8 protein-coding genes are annotated in these 16,816 nt (G+C 44.0%); all 8 read right to left on the reverse strand.

Translation table 11 applies throughout. The features are described from left to right. Positions 1 to 30: 30 nt before the first annotated feature. Positions 31 to 2,865, reverse strand: coding sequence for an FAD-binding and (Fe-S)-binding domain-containing protein (locus OQ5_RS0113190; RefSeq protein WP_016777938.1), 2,835 nt, complete (start codon positions 2,863 to 2,865; stop codon positions 31 to 33). A gap of 484 nt (positions 2,866 to 3,349) precedes the next feature. Then, positions 3,350 to 4,513, reverse strand: a complete 1,164-nt coding sequence (locus OQ5_RS0113195; RefSeq protein WP_026055291.1) for an exo-beta-N-acetylmuramidase NamZ family protein — start codon at positions 4,511 to 4,513, stop codon at positions 3,350 to 3,352. Positions 4,514 to 4,675: 162 nt separating this feature from the next. Then, the gene (locus tag OQ5_RS0113200; protein WP_016777940.1) at positions 4,676 to 6,376 is read right to left on the reverse strand and encodes a RagB/SusD family nutrient uptake outer membrane protein; all 1,701 of its coding nucleotides are present in this window, start codon (positions 6,374 to 6,376) and stop codon (positions 4,676 to 4,678) included. A gap of 70 nt (positions 6,377 to 6,446) precedes the next feature. Then, the gene (locus tag OQ5_RS0113205; RefSeq protein ID WP_016777941.1) at positions 6,447 to 9,644 is read right to left on the reverse strand and encodes a SusC/RagA family TonB-linked outer membrane protein; all 3,198 of its coding nucleotides are present in this window, start codon (positions 9,642 to 9,644) and stop codon (positions 6,447 to 6,449) included. An 84-nt stretch (positions 9,645 to 9,728) separates the two neighbouring features. After that, the gene (locus OQ5_RS0113210) at positions 9,729 to 11,591 is read right to left on the reverse strand and encodes an outer membrane protein assembly factor BamB family protein (protein WP_016777942.1); all 1,863 of its coding nucleotides are present in this window, start codon (positions 11,589 to 11,591) and stop codon (positions 9,729 to 9,731) included. A gap of 156 nt (positions 11,592 to 11,747) precedes the next feature. After that, positions 11,748 to 12,893: a dipeptide epimerase gene (locus tag OQ5_RS0113215; protein WP_016777943.1), complete on the reverse strand. Its 1,146-nt coding sequence runs from the start codon at positions 12,891 to 12,893 to the stop codon at positions 11,748 to 11,750. 11 nt (positions 12,894 to 12,904) lie between these two features. Continuing rightward, positions 12,905 to 14,071: a C40 family peptidase gene (locus OQ5_RS0113220; protein ID WP_016777944.1), complete on the reverse strand. Its 1,167-nt coding sequence runs from the start codon at positions 14,069 to 14,071 to the stop codon at positions 12,905 to 12,907. Positions 14,072 to 15,079: 1,008 nt separating this feature from the next. Then, positions 15,080 to 16,531, reverse strand: coding sequence for a transglutaminase-like domain-containing protein (locus tag OQ5_RS21085; RefSeq protein WP_082179587.1), 1,452 nt, complete (start codon positions 16,529 to 16,531; stop codon positions 15,080 to 15,082). Positions 16,532 to 16,816 lie beyond the last annotated feature (285 nt).

Here is a 16,816-nt window from a genome sequence, read left to right on the forward strand (position 1 = left end):
CTAAAATTTTTGATGGCCGGAAAAGTGTATTTAAACGGTTGCCTCATCCACCAGATAAACGATAGATTTGTAGGTAATACCGCTGTGAAGGGAGAGGCCTATCTCGCAGGTACGACTGGTGCTGTAACCCTCACGGACATCTTCGGGGAGCTGCCTCTTTAAAGGTTTCAGGGCCGATGCATTCAGTTCGGGATGAGTAAACCCGCGATCGCCGGCCCAGCCGCAACAGCCTACCTCATCGGGAACAATCACTTCGGCGGCGCACATTTCGGCCAGCTGCCTGAACTTATCGCCCAATTCCATTTTGGTGCTGCTACAGGTGGTATGAATGGTAACCCTGCGATCGACCGGATTAAACTGAAGCCTGCCGGGGAAATATTCCAAAATAAATTCCACAGGTTCATATAATTTGAGATTAGAAGAGAGTGTTTCTCTCATCCTCAGCAGGCAGGGACTCATGTCACAATAGACAGGATATTTTCCGTTGAGCGAAGCCTTTTGAAGCGCCTGGTCCAACTCCCGAGCCTTACGCATCCCCTGTTCTTTAAATCCCTTGCTGTCGAAGGCCATGCCGCAACATAAATTTTTTAATCCCTCGGGAAAAACAACTCTGAAACCGGCTTTTTCGAGCAACGACCTTGTTTTTTCTACCACTGTCATTTCCCTGCCGTAATCGGCAGATTTCCCCATCGTGCGATTAATACAGGTTGGAAAATAGACAACAGTATCACGCCGATCATCTTCCTTCCGGTTAATGGCATAACTTTTCTCCGGCGGCCCTCCATGCGGCATATTGGGATTCCAGAGCGGAATACGGCGATTAGAGATTCTGAATAAAAACAAAGAAACAGTCGACATAAAAGTGGTGCCCACCATTTTGTGAATAAACCCGACCATATTCAACCCTATCCTCCCTGTTTTGGTAATAGCTCTCATATTGCCGGCCACCCATGAAGCAACTTTTTCGGCCCTGGATGAATGCCTCTCAAAACGCAAATCCTTAATCAATTTCCCGGTATTGATATCCACGGGGCAGGCCAGTTCGCATAATCCGTCGGTAGCACAGGTTGCTTCCCCATGATAATTAAAGGCCTGTTTCATATCAGCCAACTTTTGGCTATCGTTCCCTTCCAAAGAAAGACGGTGTATTTCACGATAAGCAACAATCCGTTGACGAGGTGTGAGGGTTACATTACGTGAAGGACAATTGAGTTCGCAAAAGCCACATTCAATGCAGGCATCAATAAGATCATGCGCTACAGGTAAAGGTTTGAGATTTTTTAGATGAACGACAGGATCTTCATTAATGATAACCCCGGGATTCAGCAAATTTAAAGGATCAAGAATCGTCTTCACCCGTTTCATGATCTCATAAATTTCTGTACCCCATTCTTTCTTCACAAAAGGGGCCATATTGCGACCGGTACCATGCTCTGCTTTCAGACTACCATCGTATTTATCAACAACCAGTTCCACCAAATCATCCATAAACCGGCTGTACTTATTGAGTCCGGAAGGATCATTAAAATCGGGCATCATCACAAAATGGATATTGCCATCCAGCAAATGACCCCAAATCACATAGCCTTCATACTCATAGTGCTCAATCAGCTTTTTGAGATCAACCAGTGCTTCTGCCAACACATCAGCCCGAAAAGCGATATCTTCAATAATGCAGGCAGTTCCGGCAGGACGAGCAGCAGCTGCAGAAGTAAATAACCCTTTGCGGACCCGCCACAACCGGTTGTATTCTTCAGCATCTGTAGTAAAGGCTACAGGATAGACGGTGTTAAACGCTGCAAGGGCCGATTCAATGGCCTCCATCTTATGAGACAGTTCACTTTCTTCATCTGCAGAGGTTTCAATCAGCAATGCCACCACTTCATCATCCAGTTCTTTCAACACAGCGGGCATTCCCGGCTTCTTCTCAACAGAACGTAAAGCATTCCTATCCATCAGTTCGGCAGCAGATACGTCGCATTTGCGTAGTGGCATGATGGCTTCGCAAGCCGCCCGGATATCACGAAAAAAGGCCATCGAAGTCGCCTTAAGCGGATAATCTCGTACCGTCCGAAAGGTCACTTCGGAAATAAAACCCAGTGTGCCTTCCGATCCAATCATCAGGTGCTGAAGAATATCAACCGGATCCTCAAAATCTATCAGTGCGTTTACTCCGTAGCCGCATGTATTTTTTAATTCAAATTTATGATTGACCCTGGAGCGAATTTCTTCGGAGGTTTTGGCGTGTTCAGCCAGTTCGGAAAGTTGACTGAGCATTTCCGGATGCGTTCTTCCAAAATTTTCACGCGAAACGGCATCACGTGTGTCAAGAATGGTCCCGTCATACATTACAATACGCATCCCCTCAATGGTGTTGTAACTGTTATGCCGAATACCATAACTGGAACCACTGGCATTATTGGAAACTATACCGCCGATTCGTGCAGAATTGATAGAAGCCGGACTGGGCCCTAACTTACGGCCATAGGGAGCCAAACGTGCATTGGCCAATCCTCCTGTAATACCACTTTGAAAAGTCGCCAGCTTTCCGTCTTCCGAGATACGGAAATCAGAGAAACCAGCCCCTGTTTCAATAAGGACAGAATCTGTGATGGTCTGTCCGCTAAGGCTTGTCCCCCCAGCTTTAAAGGTAACCGCCACCTTATATCTATGACAAACCTTTAAAACCTTTGTCATCTCATTCTCTGTTTCCACACCTAAAACCATTTGAGGCACCAAACGGTAGAATCCGGCATCGGTACCCTTGGTAAGCGTGTAAAGAGGATCGGTATAAATACGGGACTTCGGTAATATCTTTTTTATGTCCTTTTTGAATTCTTTGGTGATGGCTTTTCTGTTTTCCATTTTCTATAATAGATTGTTAGATTGTTAGATTTTTGATATAAGATGAATCTTAAGCCGCCCATAATTTGCATTTTAAGCCATGAGCAATAACATTCCCTCTTCAAAGATATAATACTTCTGACATATTATAAAAAATGTTTTGGTTTTTGGAATTAAAACCGAGGAAAATGCAAGAGCAACATTCCTTCACTCAGGAATTCGGCCAAAACATTTATTAATTATGAAAAGTGAAATTGCCAATTGATTTATTTTTTGAAGACTTCATATAACACAGCCCGGTAGATTTTTAGATAACATCTCCAGTTCCAATCTTAGCTCTGCTCTTCCCTTCCTGATAAAATAGATAGACTCGAAATCAAGAGTCAACCTTTCAGAAAGCCATGCAAACCCACAAAGATTAAAATTATTCCTGTCAGTACTCAGGCTGGTAAGAACAGAACCACTATGAGGATTGGTATAAACCCAAATTTTAAGCAATCATCTACTACTCCTCATAAAGCAAATAAGGTCTTCTTTGCTCCTTAAACTTCTCAACATCATCAGTCCACATGGCTTCAATCTCTTCGGCCGGCCTGCCCTGCATAATCATTTCACGCACATAATCGACGCCTATGAGCTTTTCAAAAAAAGGCCGGAAAAAATGATTTCCGATATTCAGGTTATTGTACGCATCGATCACATAAGACAAGTCAATGCCTTCTTCAAAAATCTTCTCATCCGGCAAACCGGAAAGATCAACACCATAACATTCTTTGTTCAGTTGAGGAGGATTTTTGGCGCCAGGCATACTCCTGGGGGTAAAGCTAAAATCATAGCCTTTCATATTGGGATGCCCGTATATCTGGAAAGGTTTTGAAGTTCCCCGTCCGAGGCTTACCGGGGTAGCCTCGAAATAACAGGTAGAGGGATAGAGGTAGATCGACTTCATGTTCGGAAGATTGGGTGAAGGCGGTACAGGAACATTGTACAAAGTCTGGTGTGTATAATTATCACAGGTAATGACCTCAAGATCGCATTTCCGATCATCAGGAAGCCATCCTTCACCGTTCACCATATTTGCCAGCTCACCAAGGGTCATGCCGTGAACAACCGGAATGGGGAGCCAGCCAACCCCAGACTTATGTTTCATATCCAGAATCGGTCCGTCGACGTAATGCCCGTTGGGATTGGGACGGTCAAGAATGATCATCTTTTTATCATTCAGTGCACATACATCCATCAACTTAACCATGGTAATATAATAAGTATAAAACCTGAGACCAACATCCTGGATGTCGACCAGCAAAATATCGAAATCATCCAGAATTTCCTGATCAATTCCGCCATTGTTTCCTCCATATAAGGAAAAAATCGGAAGTCCTGTCTTTTCATCTACGGAGTTCGATACATGCTCTCCGGCATCTGCCGTCCCCCGGAAACCATGCTCGGGAGCAAATATGCCAATCACATCAAAACTGTTTTCCAACAAAAAATCGACCAGGTGTTTGTCACCAACCAGGCCGGTATGATTGGAAAACACTGCAATACGCTGATCTTCCAGAAGCGGAAAATATTCAGAGGAACGCTCGGCTCCCACGATTACTTTTTGAGCGTTGGTGGTACAACCCAGAAAAAGAATCATTACTAAAATCATTTTAGTATAGCTCATAGCTTATTTTTTTTACTTGAGAATCTGTAAACTATTCCTGTTGTGATAAACTTTGCCATGCTCGTTTCATCTTAGCAATTTACAAACAGAAACGTCGAGAATCACAAAAAGGCCACCCGAAGGTGACCTTTTGCGATAATAACAAAAAAGTAAAGACTAATACTATTCTGATTCCCATCCGGGATTCTGCTCAAGAGTATATCCATTGTCTTCATAGAGGGTAATCTGATCAAGTGGCAATGGGTCTAAGTATACCCTGGGATCGGTAAACGGACGTTGAGTTTCCTCTGCAACAGCAGGAATGATATAACCTTCATCTCCTCCTTCAAGGATAACATTTTTCATTCCCGGATAATCGGCAGCGCGAATATAAGCCCCGCGGTTAATATCAACGTTTTCTTTTGTATCGGTATACTCAAGTTTTTTCCATCTCTTAAGATCACCAAGACGATAACCTTCGAATACCAATTCCGTTCTTCTTTCACGACGAATTTCCCATATCATTGAAGGAACTTCAGGGTCTCTCTCAGGATCGTCATACACAACTCCGTTCACGGCAGGTTCTCCGCCAATGACCTGCAAATCAGGCAAACCATTTTCATAGCGCTGTCTCAGCTTGTTAATGGACTTGTCAAGATCGGCCTGAGTTAAGGTACCCAACTCGGCACAGGCTTCAGCATAGTTCACCAAAACCTCCCCGTAACGAATAACCGGGGCATCTGTCGGATTGTATGCGTTGGTAGCGATAGGTTCATCCATGATATCATAGTTCAAAAACTTATCGCAGGCATACCCTGTTGTTGAATAGTTTGAAACAACGCCGTTAATCCGAAGTGTATCTTCAACAAAAGTATCATACATTCTCGGATCACGATTGGCCATTACGTTATCGATACCATCATCGCCCTGATAAACTGAAGATAAAGAAACAGGCAATCCGTCAGAACATAGATAAGACTCGATAAGGTCTTTAGATGCTCCTGTCTGGGCTTCCTGATTGACATAGGATACCAGGCAATGTGTCAGAACGCCTTCCACATAACTTCTGTAAAGGATCACCTCTTTATTATCGGCAAGATCCATACTGCTGAAAATTCCGTGATAATCAGGAACTATCTGGTAATCAAAGTTGGTAATAATCTCGTTGGCTGCCCATTTGGCGGCTTCAAGAAGTTCCTGAACATTGCTGTTTGGCACTTCATGATACTTCTGGAAAGTACCTTCCCAAAGCATCATTCTCGACATAAAAGCCAAAACTACAGCACGGTTAACAGACAAACCGTTAACACCATCTTCATCCCGAACATTTTCTGCAGCAAACCTGAAATCTTCCAAAACTTTTTCCATAACAAAAGTTCTGGGGTCTCTCGGTTTATACAAATAGTCCTTTTCTTCCGGTTCTGGAACATAGTCAAACCACGGAACGTCGCCAAACCTTTGAACCAGGCGGGCATACTCTAACCCTCTGAAAAACCTGGCCACACCAGTCCAGTGATTAATGGCTTCTTCTTCCATAGGAACCTGCTGAATCCTGTCCAGGAATAAATTGGCTTTACGTACATAGGTAAAATCCCATCCTCCGCCTGATGTCGGTACATTTTTGGTCCATTGTGGCGGGTTGGAAGGAGCAAAGTCATCGTTCAGACTCTGACCGGAAAAATAATCACCCCAGGTCCAGCCTTCACCATAGCCAATAAAGAAGTGTTGGTAGAACCCAAGTGAAAAAGTTCTCACATTTTCTTCACTGGTCCAAAAGTTTCCATCCGTCATCTGATCGATGGGCTTTTTGTCCAGAAAGTCATCTTCACAGCTCATAAAAGCCAACAGAGCTGCAAAAATCAACGATATTTTTAAATATTTCATATCTTAAATATTTTCTAATTGTGTTTAACTTCCCAAAACTTCATTTAAGTTCCGGTTCGTTTCAATTTTTTTACATTGTCAGCTGAAGACCGAATGAAACAGTTCTTCTGAAAGGATAAGAACGACCAAAAGAGAAGCTGTATGCTCCTTCTCTGTTCCCGGTCTCGGGATCGATAGGAAGTTTCATATTATCAAATTCGAAAAGGTTCTCACCGCTGAAGTATACTCTTAAACGGTTTACTCCGACACGCGATGTCAGCCTGTTAGGTAATGTATATCCAACGGTAAGGTTCTTACATCTGAGATATGACATATCCATCAGATATTTAGTCTGGCGGAGGAAGTTTCTCGCGTTGTTCACCCAATCATGGTTGGTCGGGCGTGGATAGAAAGCATCAGGATTATCCGGTGTCCAGTAGTCTTCCTGATGTTCATACCATCCTTCTGCAGGTCTGTATCCTGGTATGAATACGGGACCGGTAGCCCAGTAATCTCTTTTTCCTACCCCCTGGAAGAAAACACTCATATCGAAACCTTTCCAGTCGGCCCCGATCCGGAAGCTGTATTGATAGCGGGGTAACTCATTACCAATCCTTTTCAGGTCGCCATGGTCATCGGTACTGTTTGAACCATAGTTGATTTCGCCATCGCCATTGAGGTCTTTATATTTGATATCGCCAGGACCATAGAAGAACCATCCGCTTTCAAATGCCTCCTGAGTAGGGATTCCGTCTTTCATCACATACTTTCCGTCTTCAAGAACGAAATCACCATTGTTATCTTTTACAAAGTCATCTTCAGTAAAGAAGCGGTCGGTCTCATATCCCCAGATTTCACCAATCTCTTTTCCTTCATAGTACCCGTAAATGTTCTTGCTGTCACCGGCAAACCTGGTAAGCTCCTCACGAAAATCCCATAATGAAGCGGTTGCGTTAACTCTTAAACCGTTGGTAAACTGATGATTCCAGTCCATGGAGACTTCCCATCCGGTAGTCTGTACTTCACCAAAGTTTTGCTGCGGAGCAGAAGCCCCAAACGATGAAGGTAAGGTTTCACCTGTAGTTACCATATCGCTGGTTGTTCTCCGGTACCAGTCGAAGGTGAGCCCCAAAGTATTTTCAAAGAAGCGTGCATCAAAACCAAAGTCAACTGTTGTTACTGTTTCCCATGTAAGTGTTTCTGGCACAACACGCGGACTCCAGACTGTAAGCTGATTGGTTCCACCCATTAACCAGTCGGAATTACCGGAACTCATAGTCGGAATATAGGTGTTTGCCCCAACATCATGGTTTCCAATAGACCCCCACGAACCTCTTAACTTAAGTGACGACAGATAAGGCTTCACAAAATCCATAAATGGTTCCTCAGTTATGCGATATCCAACAGAAAATGAGGGGAAGAAAGCCCACTGATCATTTGAAGGAAAATGAGAAGAACCATCATAACGGCCATTCAATTCAAACAGATAACGATCTTTAAAAGAATAATTGGCACGCCCGAAGAAACCTAAAGTTGACCAATGTGAACGGCCCCCGTCTACCAATTGATCGCCAGTAGCCAGGTCCAATTCAGCTTTATCCTTATCAATAAGCGTTCTTCTCTCTGAATTATGTCGCCAGTATTCGAAAGACTCAACATCGGAACCGGCCATCAACTTCAGTGAATGATCTCCAAAATCCCTGTCGAATGTTGTATAGGCTTTAAAAGTGCTGGTTTCATCCCATGCAGAAATATATTCCACCTGATTATGAGAAGAGCTGGTATAAACCATATACTGGTCAATACCGGTGTTGCCCCAGAAGTTGTATCCTTCGGCCCATCCACCGGGTTCATAAATATGGTTGTTATTTTCGGTATAAGTATAATCCGCATCCAGCCTCCAGTCTTTGGCCAGATCGATAGTCGTACCTATGTTAACGCGCTGAAAGGTTTCCTTATCCTCAATCATATTAGCCTGAGAAACATCGGTAATGGAGCTTCTGAAAGGTTTTCCTTCATATGTTCCATAAGGATAATATTTAGGCCAGCGCAGGAGGTAATACCATGGATCGGCGCTTGTACCACTGTATGAATAAGGGGTCTTAGTGTTTGACTTTGACATCATCCCTTTAACCCTGAAGTTCATCCACTCTAACACCTGAGAATTCACATTGATGGTGGCATTGTAACGGTTGTACTCGTCGGGTTTTACCTTCAGAGATCCCCTTTGGTCAAGATACCCAAAAGAAAGATTGTACGTGGTATTTTCATTACCACCGCTAACAGTCAGGTTGTGATTTTGCTGTGGAGACCAGTCGCGAAGATAGAGTTCTCGCACATCCCATGGACGATAGTAGAACCAACGGCCATCACGGTATTCAAAATCTCTGCCGAGTACCATTTCTCTGCCGAGGTCCTGACCACCATACTGCTCGCGCCAGTCTCTCATCTTTTGGATGGCTGTTTCATCAATGTACATTCCAAGAGCACCAATTACATCTGTATTGGGGTTGATCCTGCGCTGAGCGGCAAAAGTCATTTCTGCTCCTTCAACGGTTCCCGCAATTTCGGGGATTTGAGTCGGCTTATTCCATGAAAAGTTATTGGAATAACTAATAGTGGCTTTATCCTCCTTCTTTCCGGTTTTGGTTTCAATAAGGATAACACCCCAGGCACCCCGTGAACCATAAATTGAAGCCGAGGCAGCATCCTTAAGCACCGAGATAGATTTAATATCGTCAGGATTGATCATCATCAGGTTAGGTACTTCCACGTTGTCAACAAGAATTAGCGGTTGAGCCTCGGTATTCAAAGAACCATTTATACCACGCAACCGTATATTCGGGTTCTGCCCCAAATCACCGGTTGAGCTGGTGATGGTCAACCCGGGAGTAACCCCCTGAAGTCCTCTTGCTACATCTGTAATAGGACGTGCTTCAAGAGCCTCCTCAACATTTACGCTTGAGACCGAGCCTGTAAGATTGGCTTTTCTCATTTCACCATACCCTACAACTACCACATCGTCAAGCATCAAATCCGAAGGAGCCAGTAGCACGGTCACATTCTGACCGGCAGCAGCTTCCAAAGTCTGGTTCTCATAACCAATAAAAGAAAATCGCAATCGGACGGATTCTTCCTGAGTTTCAAGCTCAAAATTTCCGTCCATGTCGGTAATTGTACCGCTTCCGGTACCAACTACAACAATGTTAACTCCGGGTATCGGCTCGCCGGATTCCTGATCCAGAACCGTACCCGTAATGTTCTGCCCAACTGTATAGCCTGTCAGCATACAGAATAGAGCTAAAAGCAACGAGATTTTTTTTGTTCATCATAATTGTTCAATTAGCTGATTTTTAGATTAAATTAACTCTCTCTATCTAATATTCATGGGATGTCGAAGTTTCATGACCATGCCTTCCATTAAGGTTATCCAGAGGTTTCCCTCATCGTCGGTCACTATTTTGTTTATCGAAGAATTGCCGGCTTTGTATTTCCATAAAACCCGTCTGCCATCGGACGAGACAATCGTGACCAGCCCGTTTTTGGTAGCCCCGGCAACCCACTTGTTACCGGCCACAACCGGGCACGGATTGTGGTCGTAGTTAATACCCGCGTCAATGGTCCACAATGTCTTTGGATTGGCTGTCAGGGAGGACATGGCTAAGATGGAATCGTTCATCAGTTTGGCATAAACCTGTGTTCCGTCGGGGCTAATACCCATGGACTCACGCACCTGGTGCTCGTTTGTTCGCCATAGCTGCTTCCCGGTTTCAAGGTCGATGGCTGTCATATACCGGTCGGGGGCAACAATAAATACCTTCCCGTTAGAGATAACAGGCTTAATATTGCCGGGAGAATAAAGCTTCACGGAAGTGCCGTTGTTCCATTTCCATCTCAGCGCCCCCGTTTCTTTATCGAGGCTGTAAAGATGCCTGTCCCAGGCGCCAAAAACTACTTCCTTTTTGCCAAGTGCCGGTTTACCCTGAACCAGACCGTCTATATCGCTGTATTTCCAGAGAACAGAACCATCGGACATATCTATTTTGAAAAACCCGGAATGACCACCTCCGATATAAAGCACATCGTTTTCAACAGCACCCTCGGCAAGTACCGGAGATCCTGCATTTACGCTCCAAACTTCGCGGCCATCGGATACGTCCAGCCCGATTATATTGCCTTCCACATTCCCGAAAGCCACCACTTCACCATTGGTAACCGGTGTTGAAAAAAGTGCGCCTTCGTATCGCTTCTCCCAGATCGCCTTTTTATCAGCAATTCTTAAACCTTTGATATATCCCAGGGAGTTGCCATATACCAATAATGAATCATTAATAAGGCAAGGACCGGTGAAGATGGAAGCGGTATCTTTTAATTCAAACTCTACCTGTACATCAGGATATTTTGAATTAACAGAATAATCGGGACGTGTCGAAACGGGAATTGCCTTCAATGTATCCGGGGATGACAAGTCGAAAGCGAAAAAGGGTTCTCCTTTACTTTCACCTGGCTCTTTATTAAAAACAAAAGCACTGTCATTCCTTAGTTCCAACAAGGTGAATCCGGGATCGTCGAATTGAGAAGTAACCAGAGAGCGCCCCATAATACCTGGAATTCCCTCAAAGTTTAAGAGTTTAAGTCTGTGGCCGTGGCCGCATAAATCAAGTTTACAATCATGTTTTTTAAGAATATCCACAACATCAGGCCAATTGTCCAAACCATCGGCCAGCGGATAATGCGCCATGGCAATCAGTACTTTATCGTTGTTTTCATCATCATTGAGCACCCTTTCAAGCCATTTCAGGTCTTCCTGCTTCACATGTCCGTCGCCCATTTTCATGTAAGGGCCGGTGTTGAATCCAACAAACAAATAATCTTCGGTGCTGAAAACAAATCTGTCGTTCTCCCAGAGCTCATTAAACATCAATCCGGCCGTTTCCGACCAATTGGTTTCATGATTTCCGGGAATTGTATAATACGGCACCGTGAGTTTGTCCAACACTTTTTTTGCAGCCAGCAGCTCCGCATTGGAACCGGTATTGGTCAAATCGCCGGTAACCACCACAAAGTCAGGCTGCAGTGCATTAATATCATCAACTACCAGATCAAGATTTTTCTCTGCCTCCGATCCTGGAGATACGTGAATATCGGTAAGTTGAGCAATTCGCAACGTTTCAGAATCAGAATTGCAGGCAGAAAAACCAATAGCGACGATAAAAGCAAAGAATAGTTTTCGCATTGGATATGGTAATTTAATCAGTCGTTTTCGCATTTCATTAGTATATAATTTACTTAAGTCATTGGCCTAAAGGAACTCGCATGCAAGAACTTATACATATTCTTGTTGTTGCAAACCTTGCCATGCTCGTTTCATTTTACTTGTTTATTAAGAGTCTTACCTGGGCACAACCCCTATTCCCGGCCTGTCGGGCAGCACCACGCGTCCGTCGACCACTTTCAGCCCGTCGAACACATCGTTGCTGATCAGGAGGTTTCCGTCCAGATCGGCCCAGTCGGCCAGGGGTGAAAGTTGGGCTGCTGCTGTTACCGCACAGGATGTTTCGGTCATACAGCCAAACATTACTTTCATGCCAAGTCCTTTGGCGGTTAGCGCCATTTGATGAGCAGCCCGCATTCCGCCGCATTTCATCAGTTTGATATTAACACCACTGTAAACGCCGAATACTTTACTGATATCATCCATGGTTTGAACGGCTTCGTCAGCAATAACGGGAAGGGGACTCTCCTGAGTAAGCCGGGCAATATCGTCAACGGCCGTTTTAGGCATCGGCTGCTCCACAAAAACAACACCCTGCTCTTTCAGCCAGTGTATCATTTCGAGTGCTTCACCGCGGTCTTTCCATCCCTGATTCACATCCACACAAAGCGGTTTATCGGTAACGGCCCTCACATTTTCAATCATTTTGCGGTCGTTACCTCCGCCCAGTTTTACCTTCAGTATATTATAAGGAGCCGCCTCGCGGGTTTTTTCTCTGACAACATCAGGTTTATCAATGCCTATCGTGAAAGAGGTATCCGGTGTATGTTCGGGGTTGAATCCCCAAATGCGGTACCAGGGCTGTTGCATCAGCTTACCAACCAAATCATGCAGGGCAATATCTACCGATGCTTTGGCAGCATAATTGCCGGGTGCCAGACCGTCGATATATTCGAGAATATCGGCAATCAGGAAGGGGTCATTAAACCGGCTGAGGTCTGCTTTCGAAAGGAATTTCCGTACCGACTCATGACTCTCCCCAAGATATGGGGGCATAGATGCCTCTCCATAGCCCGTTATTCCGTCATATTCGATTTCGGTAAGCATCACCGGCGTAGTGGTTCTGCTGCCCGAAGCAAGAGTAAAAGCGTGTTTAAGCTGTAATTCGTATGGTTTAAATTTTAATGTCATCTTCTTGCGCACCGTTGTTTTTCTCCTGTTGCCGGAACTATTGCACGCATTCATTCCGGTGACCAGAAATGCTGACCCGGCAATAAATCCGGCTGTTTTCAGAAAATCACGTCTGTTTTTGTTTTTTCCCATAATCACGGTTTTTATGGTTTTGCGTACCAGGGATGTTTCAATAAGTGGACGATACCTTCAGCTTCCCGACAGCCATTGATCCGTCTGGCTTTAACCAGTGTGTTTGCCCTGTAAGGGCTATAATTCAATCTGGTGCTGTCAAGACTGTTTATCTTCACTTTTCCTGCCTCATGTATAAACTCCGAATCGCCAATGTATAATCCCACGTGTGTAATCCGGTCACTCCCTTTGCGCGGAGCAAAAAAGAGCAAATCGCCTGTTTTGAACACCTCGAAGCCCTGGTCAACAGGTATTTCTTCTCCATACCCGGCCTGCAACGAGGCGTCCCTTGCCAGAACAATTCCCTGAAGCCGGTAAACCGTTTTGGTAAATCCGCTGCAATCAAGGGCACGAACAGATGTCCCTCCCCATAGATAAGGGGTTCTGAGAAGACTTAATGCCCTTTTTTTAAGTTTCTGAACATCTGCCGAATCGGGAAAATGCACCTCATCAAAGGGTACAATATCCGATGCATTGACAAAACCTGTAATCCCGGCTGGCGTCGTTACAAAAACCTTATCATTTTCACGGTCGGTCTCTTCGATCAGGCATCCGGCAACCAAATCACCAACAACATTGCCGGTTGCTTTATCTCTGATGGCCGAACAACGACTTGTTACCATTACTTTCGGAGCTTTTTTCCAGGCTTTCCATCCGGCCGAATCGGTAAACTGAACAGCTGCCTTTTCGCACCATCCCAGGTACCGGTCGGGACTCTGAATGTATACCCACCCTCCTTTTTCTTTAAGGACTCTGACCGGCATTCCCATCAAAGCCTGGCTTACCATGGGGGCAGTATGAGAGGCTGACGAACGCATAGTGGCCACACTCAGATCGATAATACCAAAAGGTGCAGACACATTATGAGGCAAAACCACGACACTGTCCTGTATATAAAATCCGTTTGCAATCAAAGTGTCCATCAGCGCTGATTTCAGGGTCCGGTCATCAATTTCCCCTGACAGGATAAATGTTTTACCTCCTACACGTTCGAAGGAAATATCAAACACATTTTCCCGTAAGTCTCCCACGTTTTCATCCTGAAACTGCGAAATAACTTCATCTATCTTCCGGTCGCCTGCGCACCCCGAAAGAAGCACTAACAAAGAGATTATTATGCCGAAAATGAATGCCTTCATACTATTTTTTAAATAACAAGCGTATTTTTGTATTACATCTTACCGAGTTCAAAATTAATGTTAAATTTTTAAAGCACAAACATTTTTTAATTGTTTTATATCATATAAGATGTATTACATGTTAAAAAAGAAAAAATAACTCTTGTAAAAATTTATTTTACAGGCATTTAATTGTAAATGTTAAATTTTGAACAGTGAGAAAAAAAATACTTTTTTACAATCTATAGATGAGTGCGTTATAAAAAGCATATTTTTGTCAAAATCAAGGCGTTTTAAATTTTTGTACCGGAGTTAACTCGTTGTTAATGAGGATGCAAAAATTTAAAACAACACAGAGTTTGGCAATAAAGATGCTTTTTAGACCGGGCTCACAGATACAAATATTGACCCTGCCGGATACCATTGATTGAACCTATAATTCTGTATTTTATCCCTCTAATTAGTGTCTGTTCATAAAGTACCATTTGCTGTGTTACGCTCGCCGCCAAAATCCTCATTTACGAGTAGCAAACTCCGTTTTTGGCGGCTTCGCAAGCCTTGCAACCGGCACTTTCTGAACAGACACACATATTGTGAAAATTTTTGCGAGTTTATGGACACGCACTAATTAGTGTCTGTCCATAAAGTACCATTTGCTTCGTTACGCTCGTCTTGAAAAAAGTCTAAACCCAAAGACCCAGTGACGCAAAGTTTTTATTATGAGAAGGAATTGCGAATTAGGAGGAACGACGAAGAATCTCCCTAAAACACCTGCCGCAGCTCCGCAGCTTATTCTATTCATAAAATCATTCTGCTACCGGTCTTCCACCGCTCCGCGGTTAATTTCTAATAACTACTCGTCTAATCGCCTACCAGCCTAATCACCTATTAACCTATTGACCTACTGACCTAATACCCTGCCTCGCCGCGCCCTATTCAAATTGGACCATCCTACCCTTCTACCCTTCCACCCTTCCTCCATGCCCAAGGCCCATCGCCCTTCTTTTGACTGAAAACCAAATCGCCCACTTACAACCCTTTAACATCCACATTGTATGTCCAGTCATCAAAGTACAGGTTTCCGTTTTTCCATTCTGCCTCGCCTCTCTGAAAGTCCCAGGGTTCGCTCCGGGGCCATTGTTTCGGGGGACAAAACCGGCGGCCGTAATCTTCATTCACGATAAACCGGTATGCATCAATTCCTGATATGTAAAATTCCCTGATTCGCTGATCATCGCTTCTTTGCAGCTTAAAAGAAACATCCACGGGCACCCATCCTACGCCGTCGTACCATACCTGACACCAGTCGTGCAGGTTTACATGTCCGGGATGCAGCATCCATCCGCTTTGCCAGCGTGCGGGAATACCTTTGTAGCGACACAAGGTCATGAACAGCAGGGTTTGCATTCCGCAGTCACCATGTTTATGATCCAGTGTATATTCGGAGATGTTATTGATTAATCCGTATTCAACGGCCCTGGCCCAGGGAATATTCTCATTAATCCAGTAATAGAATTGTCTTACCATTTCAAAAGGAAGCATCCCGTCATCGGTGAGTGAGTCGGCCAACTCCTTTATTCTGTCGCTAAAAACAATATGAGGAGGCCTTTCGGCCAGGTAAGGCAACAATGTATCGGGGATGGTTGTAAAACGTGACTGCATCAATTGTTCAGGAGCGAAATACTGAGCTTTGCCGGTAATTTTTGAAACTATGGAGAATTCTGCTGCACCGTCACTTCCTGCTTTCTTTTGCAGGAAAACCGACTGATGGGGACATTCTCTTGCACTTATCTCAAAATCTTCTACCGAACTCCTCAGAAGTTTAACGTCCGTTTGCCTTTCACTGCCGCGGGTCCCGAAAGGCAACCATACAGAAACCATACTGCCGGGAGTAACATTTCCGGGTAAAACTTTTAACGAATAACTGAGCATAAACTCTCTGGGACAAACCGTTTGTCCAGGCTGTTTAGAGGCCGACTCTGCAAAAACATTCCTGATGTGTTCCACACAAAATGCTCCCAGGTCATCGTCATTAAGTCCTTTTACACCTGCTACGGCAGCAAGCGAATCGTTAAGAAGAACAAGATTGTAGGGTGCATTTTTGAAGTATCTTTTCTTCCCGTCAATCAGCATACACTCAAGTTGTCCGCTATGTTCCCACTGCCGCATTTGTTCCACGGTACACTCAATACCTTTACGCTCGAGCCTTTCAACAATATCATTCTCCGTAAAGGGATACTCGCTTTGGTATCGTCTCATGTAATCTGTCAAACTGTCAACAAAAAATCTGATTTCCGGCTCAACAGGCTCTCTTACCCGGGCAATCGCTTCCCTGAGTTCCGAAAATTCACGGGCATTATATAATCTGCTCAGATGGGAGATTAGCGCTTCGTCAGATTTTTTATTATTATTGCATGAAACGCCCATCATAAGTAGTAGTCCCCAGTAACTCACCTTTTTAATTATATTACATATTATCATCCGACAAAAAAATGATATTTTCTGAAAATATTTTTACATTTGTTTGTTGTATTACATCTTACAAACTTACAATTCGTTTGTCATAAAAACAATAACAATTTTAATAAAGGGGTTATTTTTAACGTTATCTTCACATGCAAATGATGTATTTATGAGCCCGGTCTAAAAAGCATCTTTGTTGCCAAACTCTGTGTTGTTTTAAATTTTTGCATCCTCATTAACAATGAGTTAACTCCGGCACAAAAATTTAAAACGCCTTGATTTTGACAAAAATATGCTTTTTAT

This window comes from Anaerophaga thermohalophila str. Valhall, assembly GCF_000250735.1.
GTDB classification, from domain to species: Bacteria; Bacteroidota; Bacteroidia; order Bacteroidales; family Marinilabiliaceae; genus Anaerophaga; species Anaerophaga thermohalophila_A.

Coding starts and splice junctions, on each gene's coding strand:
- OQ5_RS21085 (WP_082179587.1), bottom strand. CDS start 16,531: ATGATAATATGTAATATAATTAAAAAGGTGAGTTACTGGGGACTACTA.
- OQ5_RS0113205 (WP_016777941.1), bottom strand. CDS start 9,644: ATGCTGACAGGCTATACAGTTGGGCAGAACATTACGGGTACGGTTCTG.
- OQ5_RS0113200 (WP_016777940.1), bottom strand. CDS start 6,376: ATGAAATATTTAAAAATATCGTTGATTTTTGCAGCTCTGTTGGCTTTT.
- OQ5_RS0113215 (WP_016777943.1), bottom strand. CDS start 12,893: ATGGGAAAAAACAAAAACAGACGTGATTTTCTGAAAACAGCCGGATTT.
- OQ5_RS0113195 (WP_026055291.1), bottom strand. CDS start 4,513: ATGAGCTATACTAAAATGATTTTAGTAATGATTCTTTTTCTGGGTTGT.
- OQ5_RS0113210 (WP_016777942.1), bottom strand. CDS start 11,591: ATGCGAAAACTATTCTTTGCTTTTATCGTCGCTATTGGTTTTTCTGCC.
- OQ5_RS0113190 (WP_016777938.1), bottom strand. CDS start 2,865: ATGGAAAACAGAAAAGCCATCACCAAAGAATTCAAAAAGGACATAAAA.
- OQ5_RS0113220 (WP_016777944.1), bottom strand. CDS start 14,071: ATGAAGGCATTCATTTTCGGCATAATAATCTCTTTGTTAGTGCTTCTT.